A 19,411-nucleotide genomic window follows, 5' to 3' on the forward strand; every position below is an offset into this window, starting at 1 on the left:
AATCAAAACCAACCACATGTTACGACTAGTAAATTTAGAATTGCAAAAATTACTGTTAAGTAGAACGAATAAAATATTAATATTTATTTCATTCATTTTGCCATTTACGGTTTTGGTATTGTCTTCCATAAAAATAAATTTCTTCGGATTTTTCACTTTAGAATTAGGCGAATTAGGCATTTTTAACTTCCCATTAATCTGGCATATAACCACATTTTTTGCCTCATATTTCAAATTGTTCTTTGCAATTGTTGTGGTGAGTATGATTGGGAATGAATACAGCAACAAAACCATCAAACAAAATTTAATTGACGGTTTAAGTAAAAAAGAATTTATACTCTCTAAATTTTACACCATTGTATTTTTCTCATTATTTGCAACGGTTCTAATTGCTGTGGCCTCATTTTTAATCGGCATGTACTATTCCAGTTATACGGAAGCAAGCATCATTTTTAGAGAAACCGAGTTCCTATTAGCTTATTTTGTAAAGCTTGTTGGATTCTTCACTCTCTGTTTATTTTTTGCCATGCTTTTAAGGCGATCCGCATTTGCATTAGCATTTTTATTCGTGCTTTATATAGTTGAATGGCTTGTATATTGGGGAGCTTATGAAGTTTTTGGAAATTCAGAAACGGCGTTTAAAGTTAAAGGCTTTTTACCATTAGAGTCCATGTACAAATTGATAGATCAACCCATTCAGCGTATTATGATAACTAAATTTCCTGAAAAGGCCGATTTAGCTTATGACTATGCCGTGCATTGGTATGAAGTTGCAATTGTATTAGTTTGGACAGCTATATTTGTGTTTTTGTCCTTAAGATTATTAAAGAAGCGAGATTTGTAATATATTTGGATCATATTGCTATCCAAATGAAAAAAATTCTCTGTTACACGTTTTTACTATGTTTTGTTGGTGTTTTTAGTCAACAACAAGCGTCTAATTGGTATTTTGGCGAAAATGCTGGAATTCAATTTGCAGAAGATGGTACTATTACCGCTCTTGATGATGGTCAACTTAACACGGTTGAAGGCTGTTCTTCCATATCAGATGGTGACGGAAATTTATTGTTCTATACAGATGGAACTTTTGTCTACAACCGTAATCATCTAGTAATGAGTAATGGAGGCGATCTTTCAGGTCATGAATCAAGCACGCAATCTGCCATTGTAGTTCCAAAACCAGATGATGAAAATATATACTACATTTTTACGGTTGGCTCTAATCAAACTTTAACCGGATTAAAATATTCGGTTGTCGATATGACTTTGGACTCTGGTCGTGGAGCTGTAACTTTAAAAGATGAACCTCTTTTGTCTCAATGTGCTGAAAAAATTGCTGCAGTTTTAAAAGATTGTCAAACGGGTGCCATTTGGGTTATTACTTTTTCAAACCTTCAAGGCGCATTCAATAATCCCGCTACTGCAGATTTAGATACCTTTCATGCGTTCGAAATTACAGACGCTGGCGTCAATACAACGGCTGTAACATCCACTTTTAGTCCGATGAATCTTGGTGATGCACGAGGCTATCTTAAATTATCACCAGATGGTACAAAAGTAGCTTTGGCTAATGTAGATGATGGTTTATACCTTTTTGATTTTGATGTTACAACGGGTACAATGAGTAACAGTGAAATAATACCAATTTCTGGAAATAATAACCAACCTTATGGAGCTGAATTTTCACCAAACAGCCAAATTTTATATGTAACCGCTTCAAATGATTTTTTTGGTGGAGGTGACAACAACCCCAATGCACATCAATCAAAACTGATACAATTTGACTTAACAGCTGCTGACATAAGTGATTCGGCTCTTGTTTTGGACAACCGAAACGCTTACCGAAGTGCATTGCAATTGGGTCCAGATGGTAAAATATATAGGTCTATGGCAGCAACGTATACCCAGGGTTTATCATTTTTAAGTGTCATTAATAATCCTAATATGGTTGGTACTGATGCTAATTACCAACACAATGCCGTTTCATTAGGCACCAATAATTCAACTCAAGGTTTACCACCTTTTATAGCCTCTTTTTTTACAGAAAAAATTGATATTACTAATGGTGTTGCTGAAGCCAATAATTTATTACTGTGTACAGGCGATACTTTTACATTAATTGCAGAAGATATTCCAGGAGCAACATACACGTGGACATTGGACAACAGCCCAATTCCCACACCAACTCCTCCAAATGAATTGTTTTTAAATACAGGAGGTGATTACTCGGTTTTTATTGAAATACCTAGCAATGATTGTGAGTCTAAAGAAGGCCAAGCCATTGTAACATTTTATGATGTTCCAACAATAAATCCGGCTCTAGATTTAGATATTGATGCGTGTAGTGGCGATTTGACGACGGAATTTGATTTAACAACACGTGATTCAGACATATTAGGTATGCAAAATGCTAGTGTATTTGAAGTTCATTATTTTGAATCCCAAATGGATGCTGATAATAACGAAAATGAGATAACGGGCTTATTTACTAACACCATGAACCCAACCCCTATTTTTGCACGAATTCATAATAAAAACAACCCGAATTGTTATGAAACCACCGCCTTTGAAGTGGAAGTGTTTATTACACCAACGGCAAATCCAATTGCTAACCAAGAATGGTGTGATGATGACACAGACGGAAACCCTTATAATGGTCAGACTGATATTAATTTATTGAGCTTTAATTCTACGGTATTAAACACACAAAATCCTGCGGAATATTCGGTTAGTTATTATAGTTCCTTGGCAAATGCAGAATCTGGCACGAGTCCACTTGCTAACAGTTATTATAACCAAACAGCCTTTCAAGAAGAAATTTTTGTGCGCGTTGAAAATGACTCCAATACGGATTGCTATAGTACAACATCATTTATAGTAACCATAAACCCCTTGCCCCCTGCTTTCAATACCAGCTTAATTCAATGTGATGAAGATGGCAATATGGATGGTAGAACTAATTTTAATTTAGATGAAGCTTTTGATGCCTTATCAGGAAATTCCACAACGGTTTCTATAGAATATTATGAAAATTCAATAGATGCAGATTCTGGTACAGACATGCTAGACCCTTTAGGTTATATTAATACGAGTAATCCAGAGATTGTAATTGCCAAAATTATTGATAATACGACCTTATGTTACAGTCTTTCTGAATTATCTTTAGAAGTCAGTACCACACAAATAAACAATTATCAAGTACCAGAAGTTTGTGATGAATTAGACTCCGAAGATGGTATTAACACCTTCGATTTGAATGTCATAACGACAGCCATTCAGCAAGACAATACCATTACATTTCCCGTATCCTATTATGCGAATTATAATGATGCCTTATTAGAAAAAAATGCCTTATCAACACCATTTAATAACACCATACCTTATAATCAAACAATCTATTCACGTGTAGAAAACAATAATGCCTGTTATGGTATTGGTGAAGTTTCATTTACCATTAACCCAAGACCACAATTGGAGGCAGATGAAACCGTATTATATTGTTTAAACACCTTTCCGAATACAATTACTTTGGATGCAGGTATTTTAAATGATTCGGCTAACAATTATACCTATTCGTGGACTTCTGGTCAAACCACAAATAATATTGCTGTAAATGAAGTTGGCACCTATACAGTTACAGCAACTAATGCATTTGGTTGTACAAAAACGCGTTCTATTACTGTTGAACCTTCCAATATTGCAACGATTGAAACTATTAACATTCAAGATGCACTACAAAGTAATAATACGATAACAGTTATAGTATCGGGTGAAGGCGAATACGAATTTGCGCTATTTGATGCCACTGGAGCACTATATACAGCCTATCAAACAAGTAATGAATTTACCAATGTAGACGCAGGAATTTATACGGTTAGCATTCGAGATGTTAAAAACAATTGTGGCATTGTTGAAGATATGGTTTCCGTTATAGGTTTCCCTAATGTGTTTACACCAAATGGCGATGGCACCAATGATACATGGAACGTTCAGGGCGTAACAGCCATGTTTCAACCTAGTACACGTGTTCAGATTTATAACCGTTTTGGGAAATTACTAAAAGAGTTAAGCCCATTAAATGGTGGCTGGGATGGAACCTACAACGGTGAAGTTATGCCAAATGACGATTATTGGTTTTCTGTAAAACTAAAAGACGGTCGTATTTTTAAAAGTCATTTTACCTTAAAACGTTAACAGTAAAAAATCGTACATTTAAAACTGTAACACCGTTCTATGTTTCAGTTAAACAAAATTATAGTATTCATTTGTTGTATTGCTACCTCTGTGGCATGCAGTCAAGAAATAGCACTATTTCAGCAATTTAATGGTCGGTATGATTATTTGGCAATAGGTAATACCCTCAATCCTTTTGAAAACAATTTAGACCGCAGTTTTTGTGAAATTTTACCACAATCCCAAGCCGAGTTAACCCTAAATCCCGATTGGAATGTTGTAGCCGCCTATTTGTATTGGGCCGGCTCCGGAAGTGGGGATACCGAAGTCAGCTTAAATGGAATTCCCTTTTTAGCGGATAATACTCATTTGGTAGATTATAACGATCCAAATTACGGACTCCTCACCTATTTTTCCTGTTATACGGACATTACAGAATACATACGAACAGTTAGAAATAGTATGTATACGTTTTCAGATCTTGACATTTCAAACATTTTAACCACCAATGATGGCTACTGTAATAACCGGACTAATTTTGCAGGTTGGAGTATTTATATTATTTATGAAAACACAAATCTACCGCTCAACCAAATAAACCTATTTCAAGGGTTGGAAATTATTAATAGAAATGTGCAAGAAAAAACCATTTTATTGGACAACATTAATGTTTTAGATAATGAAGGCGCAAAAATTGGCTTTTTAGCGTGGGAAGGTGATGCGAATTTAAATTACGGCGAATCGCTTTTAATCAATAATAACATACTTTCTAACCCTCCTTTAAATCCGGCTAATAATGCCTTCAACGGCACAAATTCTTTCACTGCAAGTAACACATTTTATAATGGTGATTTAGATGTGTACAACATTGAAAATAATATTGCCATTGGCGATAATTCCGTTGAAATTAAATTAACAACCGGTGATTTGGATGAATTTGGTATTCTTCAAGCTGATTTAATCATTTTGAATAACATGATTACCGTCTTAAACAGTCAGCTACCAGACGCAACTATTATTTTGGATGCCTATCGTTTAGAATGTGCCACTAGAATTGTTACTATAGATTATACAGCGTTTAATATAAACTCTACTGAAATTTTACCAGCAGCCACACCAATAGCCTTTTATGCAGATGGGCTTCTAGTCGCCCAAAGTGAAACTCAAGACATGATCCCCATAGATGGTTTTGAAACACAATCCATAACCATTAATATCCCTGACATTATTCCAGATAGTTTTACGCTTCAAATTATAATTGATGATGTAGGAAATGGAACTGGCATTGTTACCGAATTAAATGAATTAAATAACATAACAACAGAACCCATTACATTATTACCTATTCCTGAAGTTACACAACTACAACCCTTAGAGGCTTGCGATATTGGATTTAATCAAGCAACCTTCAATCTAACCGAACAACTTCAATTTATTGACTATGAATCAATTGAAGATGTAAGTTATTATGAATCGGAAACTGATTTGTTTAATCAGGAAAACCAGATATTAATTCCAGAATATTTTAACAACGACACCTCACCTCAAGAAATTTTTATTCGTATTGATACGGATTTCTGCTTTAATTTTTATAAATTTAATGTGCGTGTAAAAAATTGTCCGCCTTATATTCCCCAAGTCTTCACACCAAACCATGACGGATTTAACGATTGGTTTAATATTCAAGGGCTTTACACTATTTTTGAGAATCATAAACTATTAATCTACAACCGTTGGGGAACACTAATTTTTGAAGGAAACAATGATTTACCATGGGATGGAAAAGCTAATAAAGGCATATCAAATCAAGGAAATTTAGTGCCAGTTGGCACCTATTTTTATGTACTCTATTTAAATGATTCCAATTATGAAACTATGACCGGTTATGTGTATGTAAACTATTAAATAAATATAAATCTGCATTTAAACGGTAAAATTAGCGTTTCATCTGATTATTTTATTACATTTGTTTTACTAGCCCCAAATCTGTTAGTGACAACCTGAAATAAAAAAATGAAGAAAATCTTCTTATTCACCTCACTATTAGTAGCTTCCATCAATAACAGCTATGCACAACAAATATCTATAAATGATACGTTTACAGCACAGCAACTTATCCAGGACCGTTTAATTGATGGTTGTGTGGAGATTTCTAATGTGCAATCCGTTATAAACGGCTCTGTTAATAATATAAACAGTTTTGGTTATTTTGAGCGCAACAATTCCGCCTTTCCTTTTGAAAACGGTATCCTATTATCTACTGGAGCAGCCGTTTCAGCTGGAAATACTGTAAATGCAAACCCTTTAAATGATGGTGAAGCAGATTGGCTTACAGATTCAGATTTAGAAACTGCTTTAGGAATTACGAATACGCTAAATGCCACATCTATAGAATTCGATTTTATTTCGGTTTCAAACCAAGTGCAATTTAATTACATTCTAGCATCCGAAGAATATTTTGCTAATTATCCTTGTGAGTATTCCGATGGTTTTGCATTTCTAATTAAAGAAGCCGGTACCACTGATCCTTATATAAATGTTGCCGTAATTCCAGGAACTACAATACCCGTAAATACCAGTACGATACATGAAGAAGTTGTAGGATTTTGTCCCGCAGAAAACGAACAATATTTTGAAGGTTATAATTTAGGTGACACCAATTTTAATGGGCGTACAACCGTTCTTACAGCTTCAGCAACTATTCTACCTAACGTCCAATATCACATTAAATTAGTGATTGCAGATCAAGAAGATGAAAATTTTGATTCGGCTGTTTTTATACAAGGAAATAGTTTTAATTCAACCGTTAATTTAGGGCCAGATATTACAACCTGTGCTGATAGTGTCACTTTAAATGGAGATATTCAAAACCCACTAGCAACTTATGTATGGTCTGAGAGTGGTGTACCAATTTCAGGAGAAACTAGTCCTACTTTAACCGTAAACACTTCTGGAACATACACCGTTTCCATTTCTATTCCTATCAATAGTACCATTTGCGAAATTGAAGATACCGCTATTATAACCTTAAGTTCTGAACAATCAGCTGGAAATATTTCGGATTACATTGTTTGTGATGACCCAAGTAATGATGGTGTTTACACCTTCGATTTATCCATAAAAGATCCCGACGTTCTTGCAGCTGTCCCAACTGGAAATTACAACATCTCTTACCATTTCAACGCTAACAGTGCGCAAGACGGCAGTTTCCCAATTTCAACACCATTTCAAAATTCAGTAAATCCGCAAACCATTTATGTACGGATTTTAGATACTGATAATGGCTGTTTAGCGTTCGGTACATTTAATCTAATTGTGAATCCGGTACCAACCATTACACCGCCAACAACTTTAGAAGTATGCGACGATGGCAATGGAGATGGATTTACACTGATAGACCTATCCGTAAAGGACACTGAAATTACGGGAGGAAATCCAGGCTATGCGGTAACATATCATTACAACCAAACAGATGCGGAATCTGGTGCAAATCCTGTACCTGAACCCTACTCTAACATGACCCAAAACGATCAGCTTTTCGTGAGTGTTTTGGATACGGCTACTGGCTGTAGAAGCACAACAACTTTAAATGTTAGCGTTCTTGATAGTCCTGCTATTGATAATGCCTCACATACCATAGACGCTTGTGAACAAGACGATGATGGCTTTGAAAATTTTGACTTAACAACAATTATTGATGATGTTTTAAACGGATTGACCAATGTATCCACTACATTTCATACAACCTATGAGGATGCCCAAACAGGTGATAATCCCATTGCAGATATCACCAACTACACAAATACTACACCACTATTTCAAGTCGTTTTTATTCGAGTTGTAGATAACATTACAGGATGCCCCTCTATTGCTACTATTGAATTACACACCAATTTACTCCTTAATGAAAGTAATATTAGAAATTTTTCACGCTGTGATGATGCATCTAATGATGGTATAGTCAATTTTAACCTAGAGAATATTGCAACAACCATTATTAATGGGCTATTAGATGTTACCGTTGCTTTTTATGAAACAGAAGCCGATCAAACTGCTGGAAATAATGCCATAGACCAAACCGTTCCTTATGAGGTTACAGAAACACCTTTCACCTTGTTCATTACAATTATAGGTGCTACTTGTTCGGTTGATTCTGAAATAGAACTTATTATTCACCCAGCAACCATTTTACCCACTTTAGATTTGGTAACCTATTGCGATACGGATGATGACACCATGACATCGGTGGATTTATTTGGCTTCAACACCTCTGTAAGTTCAGGAATTCCAAATGCAGAAGTAAGCTATTTTCTAACGGAAAATGATGCTATAGATAATGTGAATCCATTACCGCCTTTTTATGACAATACCAATAATCCTTTTGAAGTTTATGTTCGCGTAAGAAATGGTAATACGGGTTGTTTTGATATTGCCTCTTTAGAAATTGAAGTGTTACCAGCACCAACAACTACACAACCTAGTAATGAAATTATTTGTGATGATGACCAGGATGCCTTTACCCTAATTAATTTAGATGCCAAAATTCCAGAAATTGTTACTGCCACAGAAGGTTTAAATATTACGTTTCATACATCATTATTAGATGCACAATCCAATACAAACCGAATTACAAATACCAATGCCTATAATGCCAATACACAAACTGTGTTTTCACGAGTGGAGCGTATAACCACAGGATGTTTTGCTATTGAAAATTTCGAGATTGTCGTTAATACCTTACCTGTGTTTACACCCATTGCCGACTTTAATAACTGTGAAACGGATGGTAATCAAATTGCAGAGTTCATCTTTGAAGAAAAAGATGCGGATATTTTAAATGGCCAAACTGGAAAACGCGTTTTGTATTTTGAAAATGCCAATGACGCCATAAACAGAACCAATATAATTGACAAAACCGCTGTTTATGAAAACATATCAAACCCACAGACCATTCATATTCGTGTGGAAAACATTAGTGATACCAGTTGCTTTGGTGTAAGCACCTTTTTTATCGAAGTCGGTTCTATTCCAATCTTTAATCCGCCTTTAGACACCTTTTTATGTGATGATATTTCTAATGATGCTCAAGAATCTTTTGATTTAACCGAAATTCAAGCCGCTATGAGTCTAGGTAGTACTGATAATTTAACCATTACCTTTTATGAAAGTCTAGAAGATGCTGAAAGCGCTGAAAATCCAATCGATTTAAATTACACCAATCAAAGTAATCCGCAACAAATTTATTCACGAATTGAAAACGGTACCTATTGCCATGGAATTGCTGAATTTGGACTGAATGTTATTCAAGTTCCAAATGTAAACCAGGCTTCGCTTATGTCAGCTTGTGATACCGATTATGATGGATCTACAACCTTCGATTTAACCGTTTCAGAACTTGAAGTATTGGAAATCAGACAAAACAATATTTTAGTAACCTATCATGAAAATATAGCCGATTTGGAAGCAAATACAAATAATATTCCCAATCCAGACGCCTATGAAAATATTGAAAATCCGCAAACCGTATACATTCGCGTAACCAATACCGTGTCTCAATGCTATGTTATGGTGCCATTGGACTTGGAAGTAAATTTACCGCCAACCATAAATCCAATAACAGATTATAACACCTGTGATGCCGTTAACAATATTTTTGATTTAAATGAAACCATCACGAGTTTAATTGATACACAATCCAATGTAGCTGCTACGTTTTATGCCTCACAAACAGATGCTGAATCAGCACTAAACCCATTAGATAGTAATTACAATTATGGTTCCAATAACGACACCATCTATGTGCGTGCTGAAAATACACTTACAAATTGTTTTGCTATAAGTTCATTCACGCTATTGGTAAATCCAAACCCAACAGCAGTCACACCTGCAAATTTAGAAGCCTGTGATGATGATTTTGATGGGATGCGTGTTTTCGATTTATCACAACAAACAAGCACAATTTTAGGTGGTCAAAATCCAGCTAATTTTACCGTAACCTATTATGAGCTGGAAATTGAAGCATTAGAAAATAATAATCCCATTACGGATTTGAATTATAATGCTTTCCATAATCAAACTATTTATGTACGCGTTCAAAATAATACCACAGGATGTTTTGCGACAACTAATTTTTTAACTTTGGTTCAAAGAAAACCTTTTGTTGAAATTCCAGACCAGACGGTTTGTTTAGATAATTTACCTTTAGTTGTTTCAGCTGAAACAGGATTTGATACGGATACGTATTTGTGGTCTACCAATGCAACAACGCCGGAAATAGAAATCACCCAAATAGGAAGCTATTCGGTAACCGTTAGGTCGGATTATGGGTGTACTACTTCCGTTACATTTAATGTGATTGAATCTGAACAAGCTACCATAGAATTCACAGAAACCATTGACTTTTCTAATCCTAATAATATTACCGTTACCATAAGTGGAATAGGTAATTACATGTATATTTTAGACAATGGCGTTCCTCAATCTTCCAATGTGTTTTATAACGTTACCTTGGGACCACATACCATTGAAGTCTATGATTTAAATGGGTGTGCATCGGCAATTAAAGAAATTGTAATCATTGATGCACCACTCTTTTTTACACCCAATCAGGATGGACAAAATGATACTTGGCATATTACAGGTGTCAATCAAATTCCAGGAACCATCGTATATATTTTTGATCGCTATGGAAAGCTTTTAAAAACCTTAACACATTCTTCACCTGGTTGGGATGGTACTTATAATGGCCAAAATATGCCTTCAAACGATTACTGGTTTTTAGCAAAAGTCAAAAAAGGAGATACTGCTTTTGAGGTGAAACGTCATTTCACCCTAAAACGTTAATTCATAAATTATTATAATTCTCTATAAAAAGCAACCCATGCTTTTGCTTTATAAAAATTCTTATTACGTATCTTTGCAATCCAATTGCTAGGAATGAAAAATGCCCTTTTTATAATGGCCTGTTTATGGTCACTCATGTCATGGTCTCAAAATGTGACTGCTGATTCTTTCGCGTATACACCTCAAGAACTTATTGAAGATGTGTTAATTGATAGCGATTGTATTTCCAATGTGGTTGTAACCAATTCTGTGAGCGGAAATTTTAATGGATCGGATTTAAGCTACGGCTATTTTGAAGCCAATGGTTCCAGTTTTCCTTTTCAAAGTGGTATTGTTATGTCTACAGGGCGTTTACAAAACACTGCAGGTCCCAATACGTCCTTAAGTGATGATACTGCACCTATTTGGATAGGTGATGAAGAAATAGAATCTGTTTTAAACGAATCTGAAACCTTCAATTCAACGATATTAGAGTTTGAATTTGAAGCCATTGCTGACCAAATTAGCTTTCGTTATATTTTTGCTTCGGAGGAATATCAGCAAGGGGATCCAAATACGTGTCGTTATTCTGATTTATTCGGTTTCCTAATCCGACCAGTAAATGAAACGCGTTACACCAATATTGCTGTTGTTCCAAATACTAGAACACCTATAAAAGTAACAACCGTACATTCAGGAATTCCAGGCAGTTGTAATCCTATTAACGAACAATATTTTGGCGGTTGGAACGGCCCAACAGCTCCCATAAATTTTAATGGTCAAACAGAAGTATTAACTGCTATTGCTGCTGATCTTGAACCAAACACCACTTATCATGTAAAGTTGGTTATTGCAGATCATATAAATCCACGTTACGATTCTGCTGTGTATTTAGAAGCTGGTAGTTTTCAATTAAGTTCTAATTTAGGTCCAGATTTATTAATTGCTCAAAACACGGCACTTTGCGCCAATGAAACGACAGAATTAAATGCTTTTCAACCTGGGAACAACACATATAAATGGTTCAGAAACGGCACAGAACTCCTAACTGAAACCAACGCTACCTATACCGTTACACAGCCTGGCAATTATGCGGTGGAGGTAAATATTGATGGCACCTGCTTAAGTACAGGCGCCATAACTATTGAATATGCGCCAGATCCCATTGTAACAAACACAACACTTATTGCTTGCGATTTGGATTTGAATGGCTTCACGACCTATAATTTATTTGATGCTGAAACCGCCATTACCAATGGTGACACTCAATTGTCAGCAGATAGTTTTTACAACACTTTTATAGGTGCAGAACAAACTGGAAACGGACTTATTACAAATCCATCTAATTACAACAACGCCAGTATATTAGAAACCGTTTACGCACGTATTACCAATTCTAATGGTTGCATTTCAGTTGCCGAAATTATTCTAGATATTGCAAATAACCCAGTTAATTTAGCACCTTTTACAAATTGTGATACCGATTTTGATGGCATTACTAATTTTGTTATTTCTGAATTAGAATCTTATGTTATTTCGCAACCGGATGTTCCAAACACCGCTTCTGTTTCGTTTTTTGAAACGCAAACAGATATGGAAAATCAAACCAATGAAGTTTCTGGAACTTATGAAAATACGAACAGTCCTAATTCCGACACACTTTTTGTTCAAATAAGCGATAACGGAAATTGTTATGCGTTTACAACTTTGGCGTTGCAAGTTTTTAATGCACCAGAATTAATTCCTGATGAAAGCATCTTTTATTGTTTAAATGAGTTTCCAAATACCATTTTATTAAATTCTGGCGTTCAACAGAATCCTAGTAATTTTACATACAGCTGGGATTTAAATGGCTTGGACTTGAATTTGAACACAAATGAAATAGCGATTAATGAAACTGGGGTTTACACCGTATTTGTTACAAACACGAACCAATGTACTTCCGTAAGAAACATTGAAGTTCTGCCATCTAACATCCCGACAATAGATGAAATTGTAGTTGTAGATGCATCATCAAATAACACCATTACTGTTTTTGTTTCTGGAGAAGGTTCTTATGAGTATGCTTTAGATTTTGGAACGTTCCAAAATAGCCCAACCTTCACAAATGTTTCGGCTGGAGTTCATACAATAACCGTAAATGATATCAATGAATGTGGATCAGTTTCACAAGATGTTTCGGTTCTTGGTTTTCCTAAATTTTTCACACCAAATGGCGATGGCATAAATGATGTCTGGAAACCACTTGGCGTAAACACGAAAACCAACAAATTACAAATCAGTATTTTTGATCGGTATGGAAAACTCATCAAACAAATAAATGCTTCTAATTCAGGTTGGAATGGCACGTATAAAGGTCAACAATTAGGTTCGGATGATTATTGGTATCGCGCTGTACTTCCCAATGGTAAAGAATATCTAGGTCATTTTTCATTGGTAAGATAATCGTAACATACATTTAATCTTTCAATATGTAAAAATTTCTTACTTTTGGTTGCTATTATTTTTTCCCATGAAACAACCGAAACTTTTCCCTTTTTTTTTCTGTTTACTATTTATTAGCAAATGTAGTTTTGCATTAATAAACGTAAATTATTCAAACACTGAAAGCCGCTATAATAATCCGTGTCCTGAACCGGTAATTTCAGATTTCTCGCCAACTAGTGGCCCAGAAAACACCTTAATAACTATTAATGGTAGTAATTTCAACAATGCAGTAGATGTATCCTTTAATGGCGTAACTGCTGCTTTCACTATAATTAATAATAACCAAATTACAGTATTTGCCGCATCGGCATTAAATACTAGTGCTACAATTTCCATTACGAGTTCGGGTGGATGCGTAGGAAACTCGACAACCGATTTTGCGTTTATTCAACCAAATTGTGTAGATACAGGCGATATTTATATATCAGAAATTTATGATGCTTTTTCCGGAAGCTACGCCGTAATAGAACTTTATAACCCAACAAGCACGCCTATTGTTTTAGATGGTGTGTATATTATTGATCGGTATGGTAATATTGGAGATCCAACACCAAGTCATACCTACGCCATGCTAGGTACGATAGCACCTTTAGATACATATATTATTTTATTAGGAAGTGGTTCCGATTGTCCAGCTTTAGTTGCCGATTTTACTGTTGGCACAGGAATAAATGATAACGATGAATTTAAACTATTAAAAAATGGTACGGTAATAGATGTAGTTGAGGCACCAAACGAACGTGGTTACAGTATTGTTAGAAATGCAGATGCTGTGGTTCCAAATAACACCTTTGTTCCTTCAGATTGGGTTACAGATCTTAATGAAACCTGTACTAATCTAGGTTCTCATACAGCTGATCCTATTACGACAACTACGATTCCCGTTATTACACAGCCAGATTGGCAAACCATTTGCGAAAATGAAAATGCATCATTTACGGTGTCTGTAGCTACAGGAACATACACATATCAATGGAAAGTTTTAAATAGCTCTGGTGCTTGGGTAAATGTTGTTAATAATGCCACTTACTCTGGTGCAACCACCAATACATTAAGCCTAAACAACGTGCCTATTAGTTTTAATAACAACCAATATTATTGCGAAATGACATCTGCAACTTGTAATCTTGTTACAGATGCTGCTCATTTATTTGTTTCTAATCCTGCAGTAGATACCATTTCAAATCAAACAGTTTGTGATAGCTATGTATTGCCCACGTTAACAAACGGTAGTTATTTTACTGGAAGTAATGGTACTGGAACTACCTTAATAGCCGGTCAAACAATTACAACATCGCAAACTATTTATATTTATAATGAGTCTGGTACTGCGCCTAACATATGTTCTAATGAAAGTAGTTTTCTTGTTACCATTGTTGGTTCGCCTCCTGTAGATATAGCAACGAACCAAATCGCGTGTACCGAATATATTTTACCAACCTTAACAAATGGTAATTATTACACGTCACCCAACGGGATGGGAACCTTATTGAACTCTGGCGAATCCATATTAACAACACAAACAATTTATATTTATGCCGAAGCGGGTACTGCTCCCAATATCTGTTCCAATGAAAGCAGTTTTACGGTAACCATAACAAGTAATCCTCCTGTTGATAATTTGTCAGACCAAACGGTTTGTACGGATTTTACGTTGCCAAGTTTAACCAATGGCATGTATTATACAGGGACTAACGGAACCGGAATCATGCTAAATGCAGGTGAAACAATTTCAACAACGCAAACCATTTTTATATATAATGAAATTGGTACAGCTCCAAACACCTGTTCTAACGAGAGCAGTTTTACCATAACCATTTCTGGAACCCCACCCGTGGACACAATTTCAGATTATACAGGTTGTTCAGGTTACACCTTGCCAACTTTAACCCATGGCACTTATTATACAGGGACTAATGGAACCGGAACCATGCTAAATGTAGGCGAAACTATTTCAACCACGCAAACCATTTATATTTATAATGAAATTGGCACAGCTCCAAACACTTGTTCTAATGAAAGCAGTTTCACCGTTACTATTTCTGGTGCTCCATTGGTGGATACAATTGCAGATCAAAATGTGTGTACAGATTACGTACTGCCAACTTTAGTGAACGGCAATTATTTCACAGGAACAAATGGCACAGGAACCATGCTAAATTCTACTCAAGTTATTTCTACAACCCAGACTATTTATATTTATAATGAATCTGGAACAGCACCCAATATTTGCACGAATGAAAGTAGTTTTATAGTAACCATCGTCGGTACACCTCCTGTTGATATACTAACGAACCAAACAGATTGTACAGAATATATTTTACCAACCTTATCAAATGGTAATTATTACACAGGAACTAATGGAACTGGAACCATGCTAAATGCAGGTGAAACTATTTCAACTACGCAAACTATATATGTTTATAATGAAATTGGTACGGCTCCAAACACCTGCTCAAATGAAAGCAGTTTTATGGTTACCATTTCTGGAGCTCCTCTTGTTGACACATTAGCTAATCAAGATGTGTGTACAGATTATACCTTGCCAACGTTAGTTAACGGAAGTTATTTCACAGAAACTAACGGTACAGGAACGCCATTATTTGCAGGCGAAACCATTTCCGCAACACAAACTATATTTATCTATAACGAATCTGGTGCAGCGCCAAATACTTGTTCTAATGAAAGTAGTTTTACAATTACCATTTTTCCATCAATGGATTTCGTACTCACAGAAAATAACCTTCAAATACATGAGAATACGGTAAACGTGGTTATGACCAACACCAGCATTTCTTACGAATACGCTATAGATAATGGTAGTTTCCAGTCTAGTCCTCTATTTTCAGGACTTTCAAATGGAACACATACATTATACGTTCAAGATATAAATGGCTGCGTTCTAAAATCAATTCAATTTGAAATAGAAACAGCAGTATCTATTCACATTCCATTATTTTTCACACCAAATAATGATGGCGAAAATGATGTTTGGCAAATAACGGACACGCAAAACACCATTAAAGAGATTTATGTTTATGACAGATATGGCAAACTTTTAAAACAGATTCCATTGCAATCTAAAAGTTGGGATGGTTTATACAGAGGCTACCCAAAAGAAAGCAACGATTATTGGTATGTGATAACCTTACGAACAGGCGAACAACTGAACGGTCACTTTACACTTAAACGCTAGAATTTACGTATTTTTGTACTTTGATACGAGCATGACTAAAATTAATTTTTAGAGTGTTATTAGTTGTGACTACTTCCGATACATATAGGAATGACCCTCGAAAATCAATATAAAGAAACGTATGAAATTCAAAATAAAATCCGAATTTAAACCAACAGGTGATCAACCTCAAGCCATTAAAAAGTTGGTTGCAGGTATTGATTTACAAGAAAAATACCAAACCCTTTTAGGAGTTACAGGTTCGGGAAAAACATTTACCGTTGCCAATGTTATTGAAGATGTGCAAAAACCAACCTTGGTTTTGGCCCACAACAAAACGCTTGCTGCACAATTGTACTCGGAATTCAAGCAATTTTTCCCTGAAAATGCTGTAGAATATTTCGTGTCTTACTATGATTATTACCAACCAGAAGCCTACATCCCTGTTTCAGGTGTTTATATAGAAAAGGATTTATCTATAAACGAAGAAATTGAAAAAATGCGCTTAAGCACCACCTCTTCCCTACTTTCAGGACGTCGTGATGTGATTGTTATCGCGTCCGTTTCCTGTTTATATGGTATTGGAAATCCTGTGGAATTTCAAAAGAATGTCATTTCTATTGAACGTGATCAGGTTATTTCACGTACCAAATTGTTACATCGTTTGGTACAAAGTTTATATTCTAGAACAGAAGGCGAATTTAATCATGGTAATTTTAGAATAAAAGGTGATACAGTTGATGTGTTTCCGAGTTATGACGATCATGCCTTTAGAATTCACTTTTTTGGAGATGAAATTGAAGAGATTGAAGCCTTCAACGTCCAAACCAATGAAGTTTTAGAAAAATATGACCGCCTGAATATTTATCCGGCCAATATGTTTGTAACCTCGCCAGATGTGTTGCAAGGTGCCATAAAAAGCATTCAGGACGATTTGGTAAAACAATACGATTATTTTAAAGAAATTGGCAAACATCTTGAAGCTAAACGCTTAAAGGAACGCACAGAATTCGACTTGGAGATGATTCGTGAATTGGGTTACTGCTCAGGTATAGAAAATTATTCACGGTATTTAGATGGGAGACAACCAGGCACAAGACCCTTCTGTTTATTGGATTATTTTCCAGACGATTATTTAATGGTGGTGGATGAAAGCCACGTCACCATTTCACAAGTCCATGCCATGTATGGCGGCGATAGAAGTAGAAAGGAAAATTTAGTAGAATATGGCTTCCGTTTACCGGCTGCTATGGATAACCGACCATTGAAATTTGAAGAATTTGAGGCGCTTCAAAATCAGGTTATTTATGTGAGCGCCACACCTGCAGATTATGAATTAGAAAAATCTGATGGTGTTTTTGTTGAGCAAATTATTCGACCAACAGGCTTATTAGATCCCGTCATTGAAGTACGACCAAGTTTAAATCAGATTGATGATTTAATAGAAGAAATTCAGTTGCGCGTTGAAAAAGATGAACGAACTTTAGTCACCACATTAACCAAGCGAATGGCTGAAGAATTGACCAAATATCTCGATCGGATTCAAATTCGGTGTCGCTACATCCATAGTGATGTGGATACCTTGGAACGTGTGGAAATTATGCAAGATTTACGAAAAGGCTTGTTTGATGTTTTGGTTGGCGTCAATTTACTGCGTGAAGGATTGGATTTACCCGAAGTATCTTTAGTTGCCATTTTAGATGCCGATAAAGAAGGGTTTTTACGCTCGGCTCGCTCATTAACGCAAACGGTTGGTCGTGCAGCCCGAAACCTCAACGGAAAAGCCATAATGTATGCCGATAGAATAACCAAGAGCATGCAAAAAACGATTGATGAAACAGAATACAGACGGGAAAAGCAAATAGCCTACAACACCAAACATAAATTAGTACCAACAGCATTGAATAAAAGTTTGGATAATGCCTTAACTAAAAACTCGGTGAGCACCTATAGTTATGAATTGGAAGCCGCCAAAGCCGCAGAACCTGAAAGCCAATATTTAACCAAGGGAGAATTGGAAAAGAAAATTCGTGAAAACCGCAAAATGATGGAACAAGCTGCCAAAGCTTTAGACTTTATGGAAGCGGCTCAATTCAGAGATTTGATAAAAAGTTATCAGGATAAATTGGAGAATTTGAAGGTATAACGTGGTTTGTGGTGTTTTCGATACATCCCTCCGGACGTCGGGACACTCGAACTGACAGGTTTGTAGGCTTTATTAAAAAAAAAGTTATAAGCGGCTCCTGATAGGAATAAAAACACGCACCTTGCTAACTTTTTGGGTTTTAAAGTGCAAAACCTTTAGTTATACTGCACCTTAAAAATATCAATAAGCACATCTGGTGGTACTACCTTATTAGGGAAACTTTCCATAAGATATAATACTTTATTAATAGATTCATGGCTCAAACCCATGCGCAAACCGTAGTTGTGAAGCTTAATTTTATCTTTAGTTGAACTTTCTTCATCAATATTCATGAGTAAAACCAACCGATGAAATTGAACAATCCGTTCGCTATGCGATTTTAAGTGAATATAATTAATAGGATTTTCAATTAAATAATCAAAATCCTCTCTTGATATATCAAGTTGTCTAGCAATTGCCAAAAGAAAATTATATTCTATAGGTTTTAGGTCGCTTTCATTTTTAGCAAATGAAATCATTTCAGATAGGAGACTTAGCTTTTCAACCCTGTTAATTAGCATGAGGAATGGATTAATTATTTCAGTATAAAGATACGCACAATGATTATT

At 35.6% G+C, this 19,411-nt stretch carries 8 protein-coding genes; 7 read left to right on the forward strand and 1 reads right to left on the reverse strand.

Features of this window, described 5'->3' with window-relative positions; translation table 11 throughout:
- Positions 1-16: 16 nt before the first annotated feature.
- The 7 genes from ACFPH8_RS12285 to uvrB all read left to right on the forward strand — a co-directional run bounded on the left by ACFPH8_RS12285 (position 17) and on the right by uvrB (position 18,803).
- Positions 17-844 carry an ABC transporter permease gene (locus ACFPH8_RS12285; RefSeq protein WP_248398522.1) on the forward strand — a complete coding sequence of 276 codons (828 nt, stop codon included), beginning with the start codon at positions 17-19 and terminating at the stop codon, positions 842-844.
- A 26-nt stretch (positions 845-870) separates the two neighbouring features.
- Positions 871-4,194 (forward strand): T9SS type B sorting domain-containing protein, encoded by a 3,324-nt coding sequence (locus ACFPH8_RS12290; protein ID WP_376861347.1) that lies wholly within the window; start codon positions 871-873, stop codon positions 4,192-4,194.
- A gap of 39 nt (positions 4,195-4,233) precedes the next feature.
- Entirely contained in the window at positions 4,234-6,078 is a 1,845-nt protein-coding gene (locus ACFPH8_RS12295) for a gliding motility-associated C-terminal domain-containing protein (protein WP_376861349.1), read from the forward strand.
- Between the two features lie 108 nt (positions 6,079-6,186).
- Positions 6,187-11,016: a T9SS type B sorting domain-containing protein gene (locus ACFPH8_RS12300; protein WP_376861351.1), complete on the forward strand. Its 4,830-nt coding sequence runs from the start codon at positions 6,187-6,189 to the stop codon at positions 11,014-11,016.
- Between the two features lie 93 nt (positions 11,017-11,109).
- Positions 11,110-13,440, forward strand: coding sequence for a T9SS type B sorting domain-containing protein (locus ACFPH8_RS12305; protein ID WP_376861353.1), 2,331 nt, complete (start codon positions 11,110-11,112; stop codon positions 13,438-13,440).
- Positions 13,441-13,507: 67 nt separating this feature from the next.
- A complete protein-coding gene (locus ACFPH8_RS12310; protein WP_376861355.1) occupies positions 13,508-16,678 on the forward strand; it encodes a T9SS type B sorting domain-containing protein in 3,171 nt (1,056 codons plus the stop codon).
- Between the two features lie 121 nt (positions 16,679-16,799).
- A complete protein-coding gene (gene uvrB / locus ACFPH8_RS12315) occupies positions 16,800-18,803 on the forward strand; it encodes an excinuclease ABC subunit UvrB (protein WP_376861357.1) in 2,004 nt (667 codons plus the stop codon).
- Between the two features lie 155 nt (positions 18,804-18,958).
- Here uvrB and ACFPH8_RS12320 read toward each other — a convergent pair whose 3' ends face one another.
- A complete protein-coding gene (locus tag ACFPH8_RS12320) occupies positions 18,959-19,363 on the reverse strand; it encodes a TerB family tellurite resistance protein (protein WP_248400600.1) in 405 nt (134 codons plus the stop codon).
- Between the last annotated feature and the right edge of the window lie 48 nt (positions 19,364-19,411).

Origin of the sequence: Bizionia hallyeonensis, assembly GCF_042657385.1 — a bacterium.
GTDB lineage: Bacteria > Bacteroidota > Bacteroidia > Flavobacteriales > Flavobacteriaceae > Algorimicrobium > Algorimicrobium hallyeonense.

What these genes read in the sequence shown, in the direction of transcription:
- ACFPH8_RS12300 (WP_376861351.1), top strand. Translation starts at nt 6,187, where the DNA reads ATGAAGAAAATCTTCTTATTCACCTCACTATTAGTAGCTTCCATCAAT.
- ACFPH8_RS12310 (WP_376861355.1), top strand. Translation starts at nt 13,508, where the DNA reads ATGAAACAACCGAAACTTTTCCCTTTTTTTTTCTGTTTACTATTTATT.
- ACFPH8_RS12320 (WP_248400600.1), bottom strand. Translation starts at nt 19,363, where the DNA reads ATGCTAATTAACAGGGTTGAAAAGCTAAGTCTCCTATCTGAAATGATT.
- ACFPH8_RS12295 (WP_376861349.1), top strand. Translation starts at nt 4,234, where the DNA reads ATGTTTCAGTTAAACAAAATTATAGTATTCATTTGTTGTATTGCTACC.
- uvrB (WP_376861357.1), top strand. Translation starts at nt 16,800, where the DNA reads ATGAAATTCAAAATAAAATCCGAATTTAAACCAACAGGTGATCAACCT.
- ACFPH8_RS12290 (WP_376861347.1), top strand. Translation starts at nt 871, where the DNA reads ATGAAAAAAATTCTCTGTTACACGTTTTTACTATGTTTTGTTGGTGTT.
- ACFPH8_RS12285 (WP_248398522.1), top strand. Translation starts at nt 17, where the DNA reads ATGTTACGACTAGTAAATTTAGAATTGCAAAAATTACTGTTAAGTAGA.
- ACFPH8_RS12305 (WP_376861353.1), top strand. Translation starts at nt 11,110, where the DNA reads ATGAAAAATGCCCTTTTTATAATGGCCTGTTTATGGTCACTCATGTCA.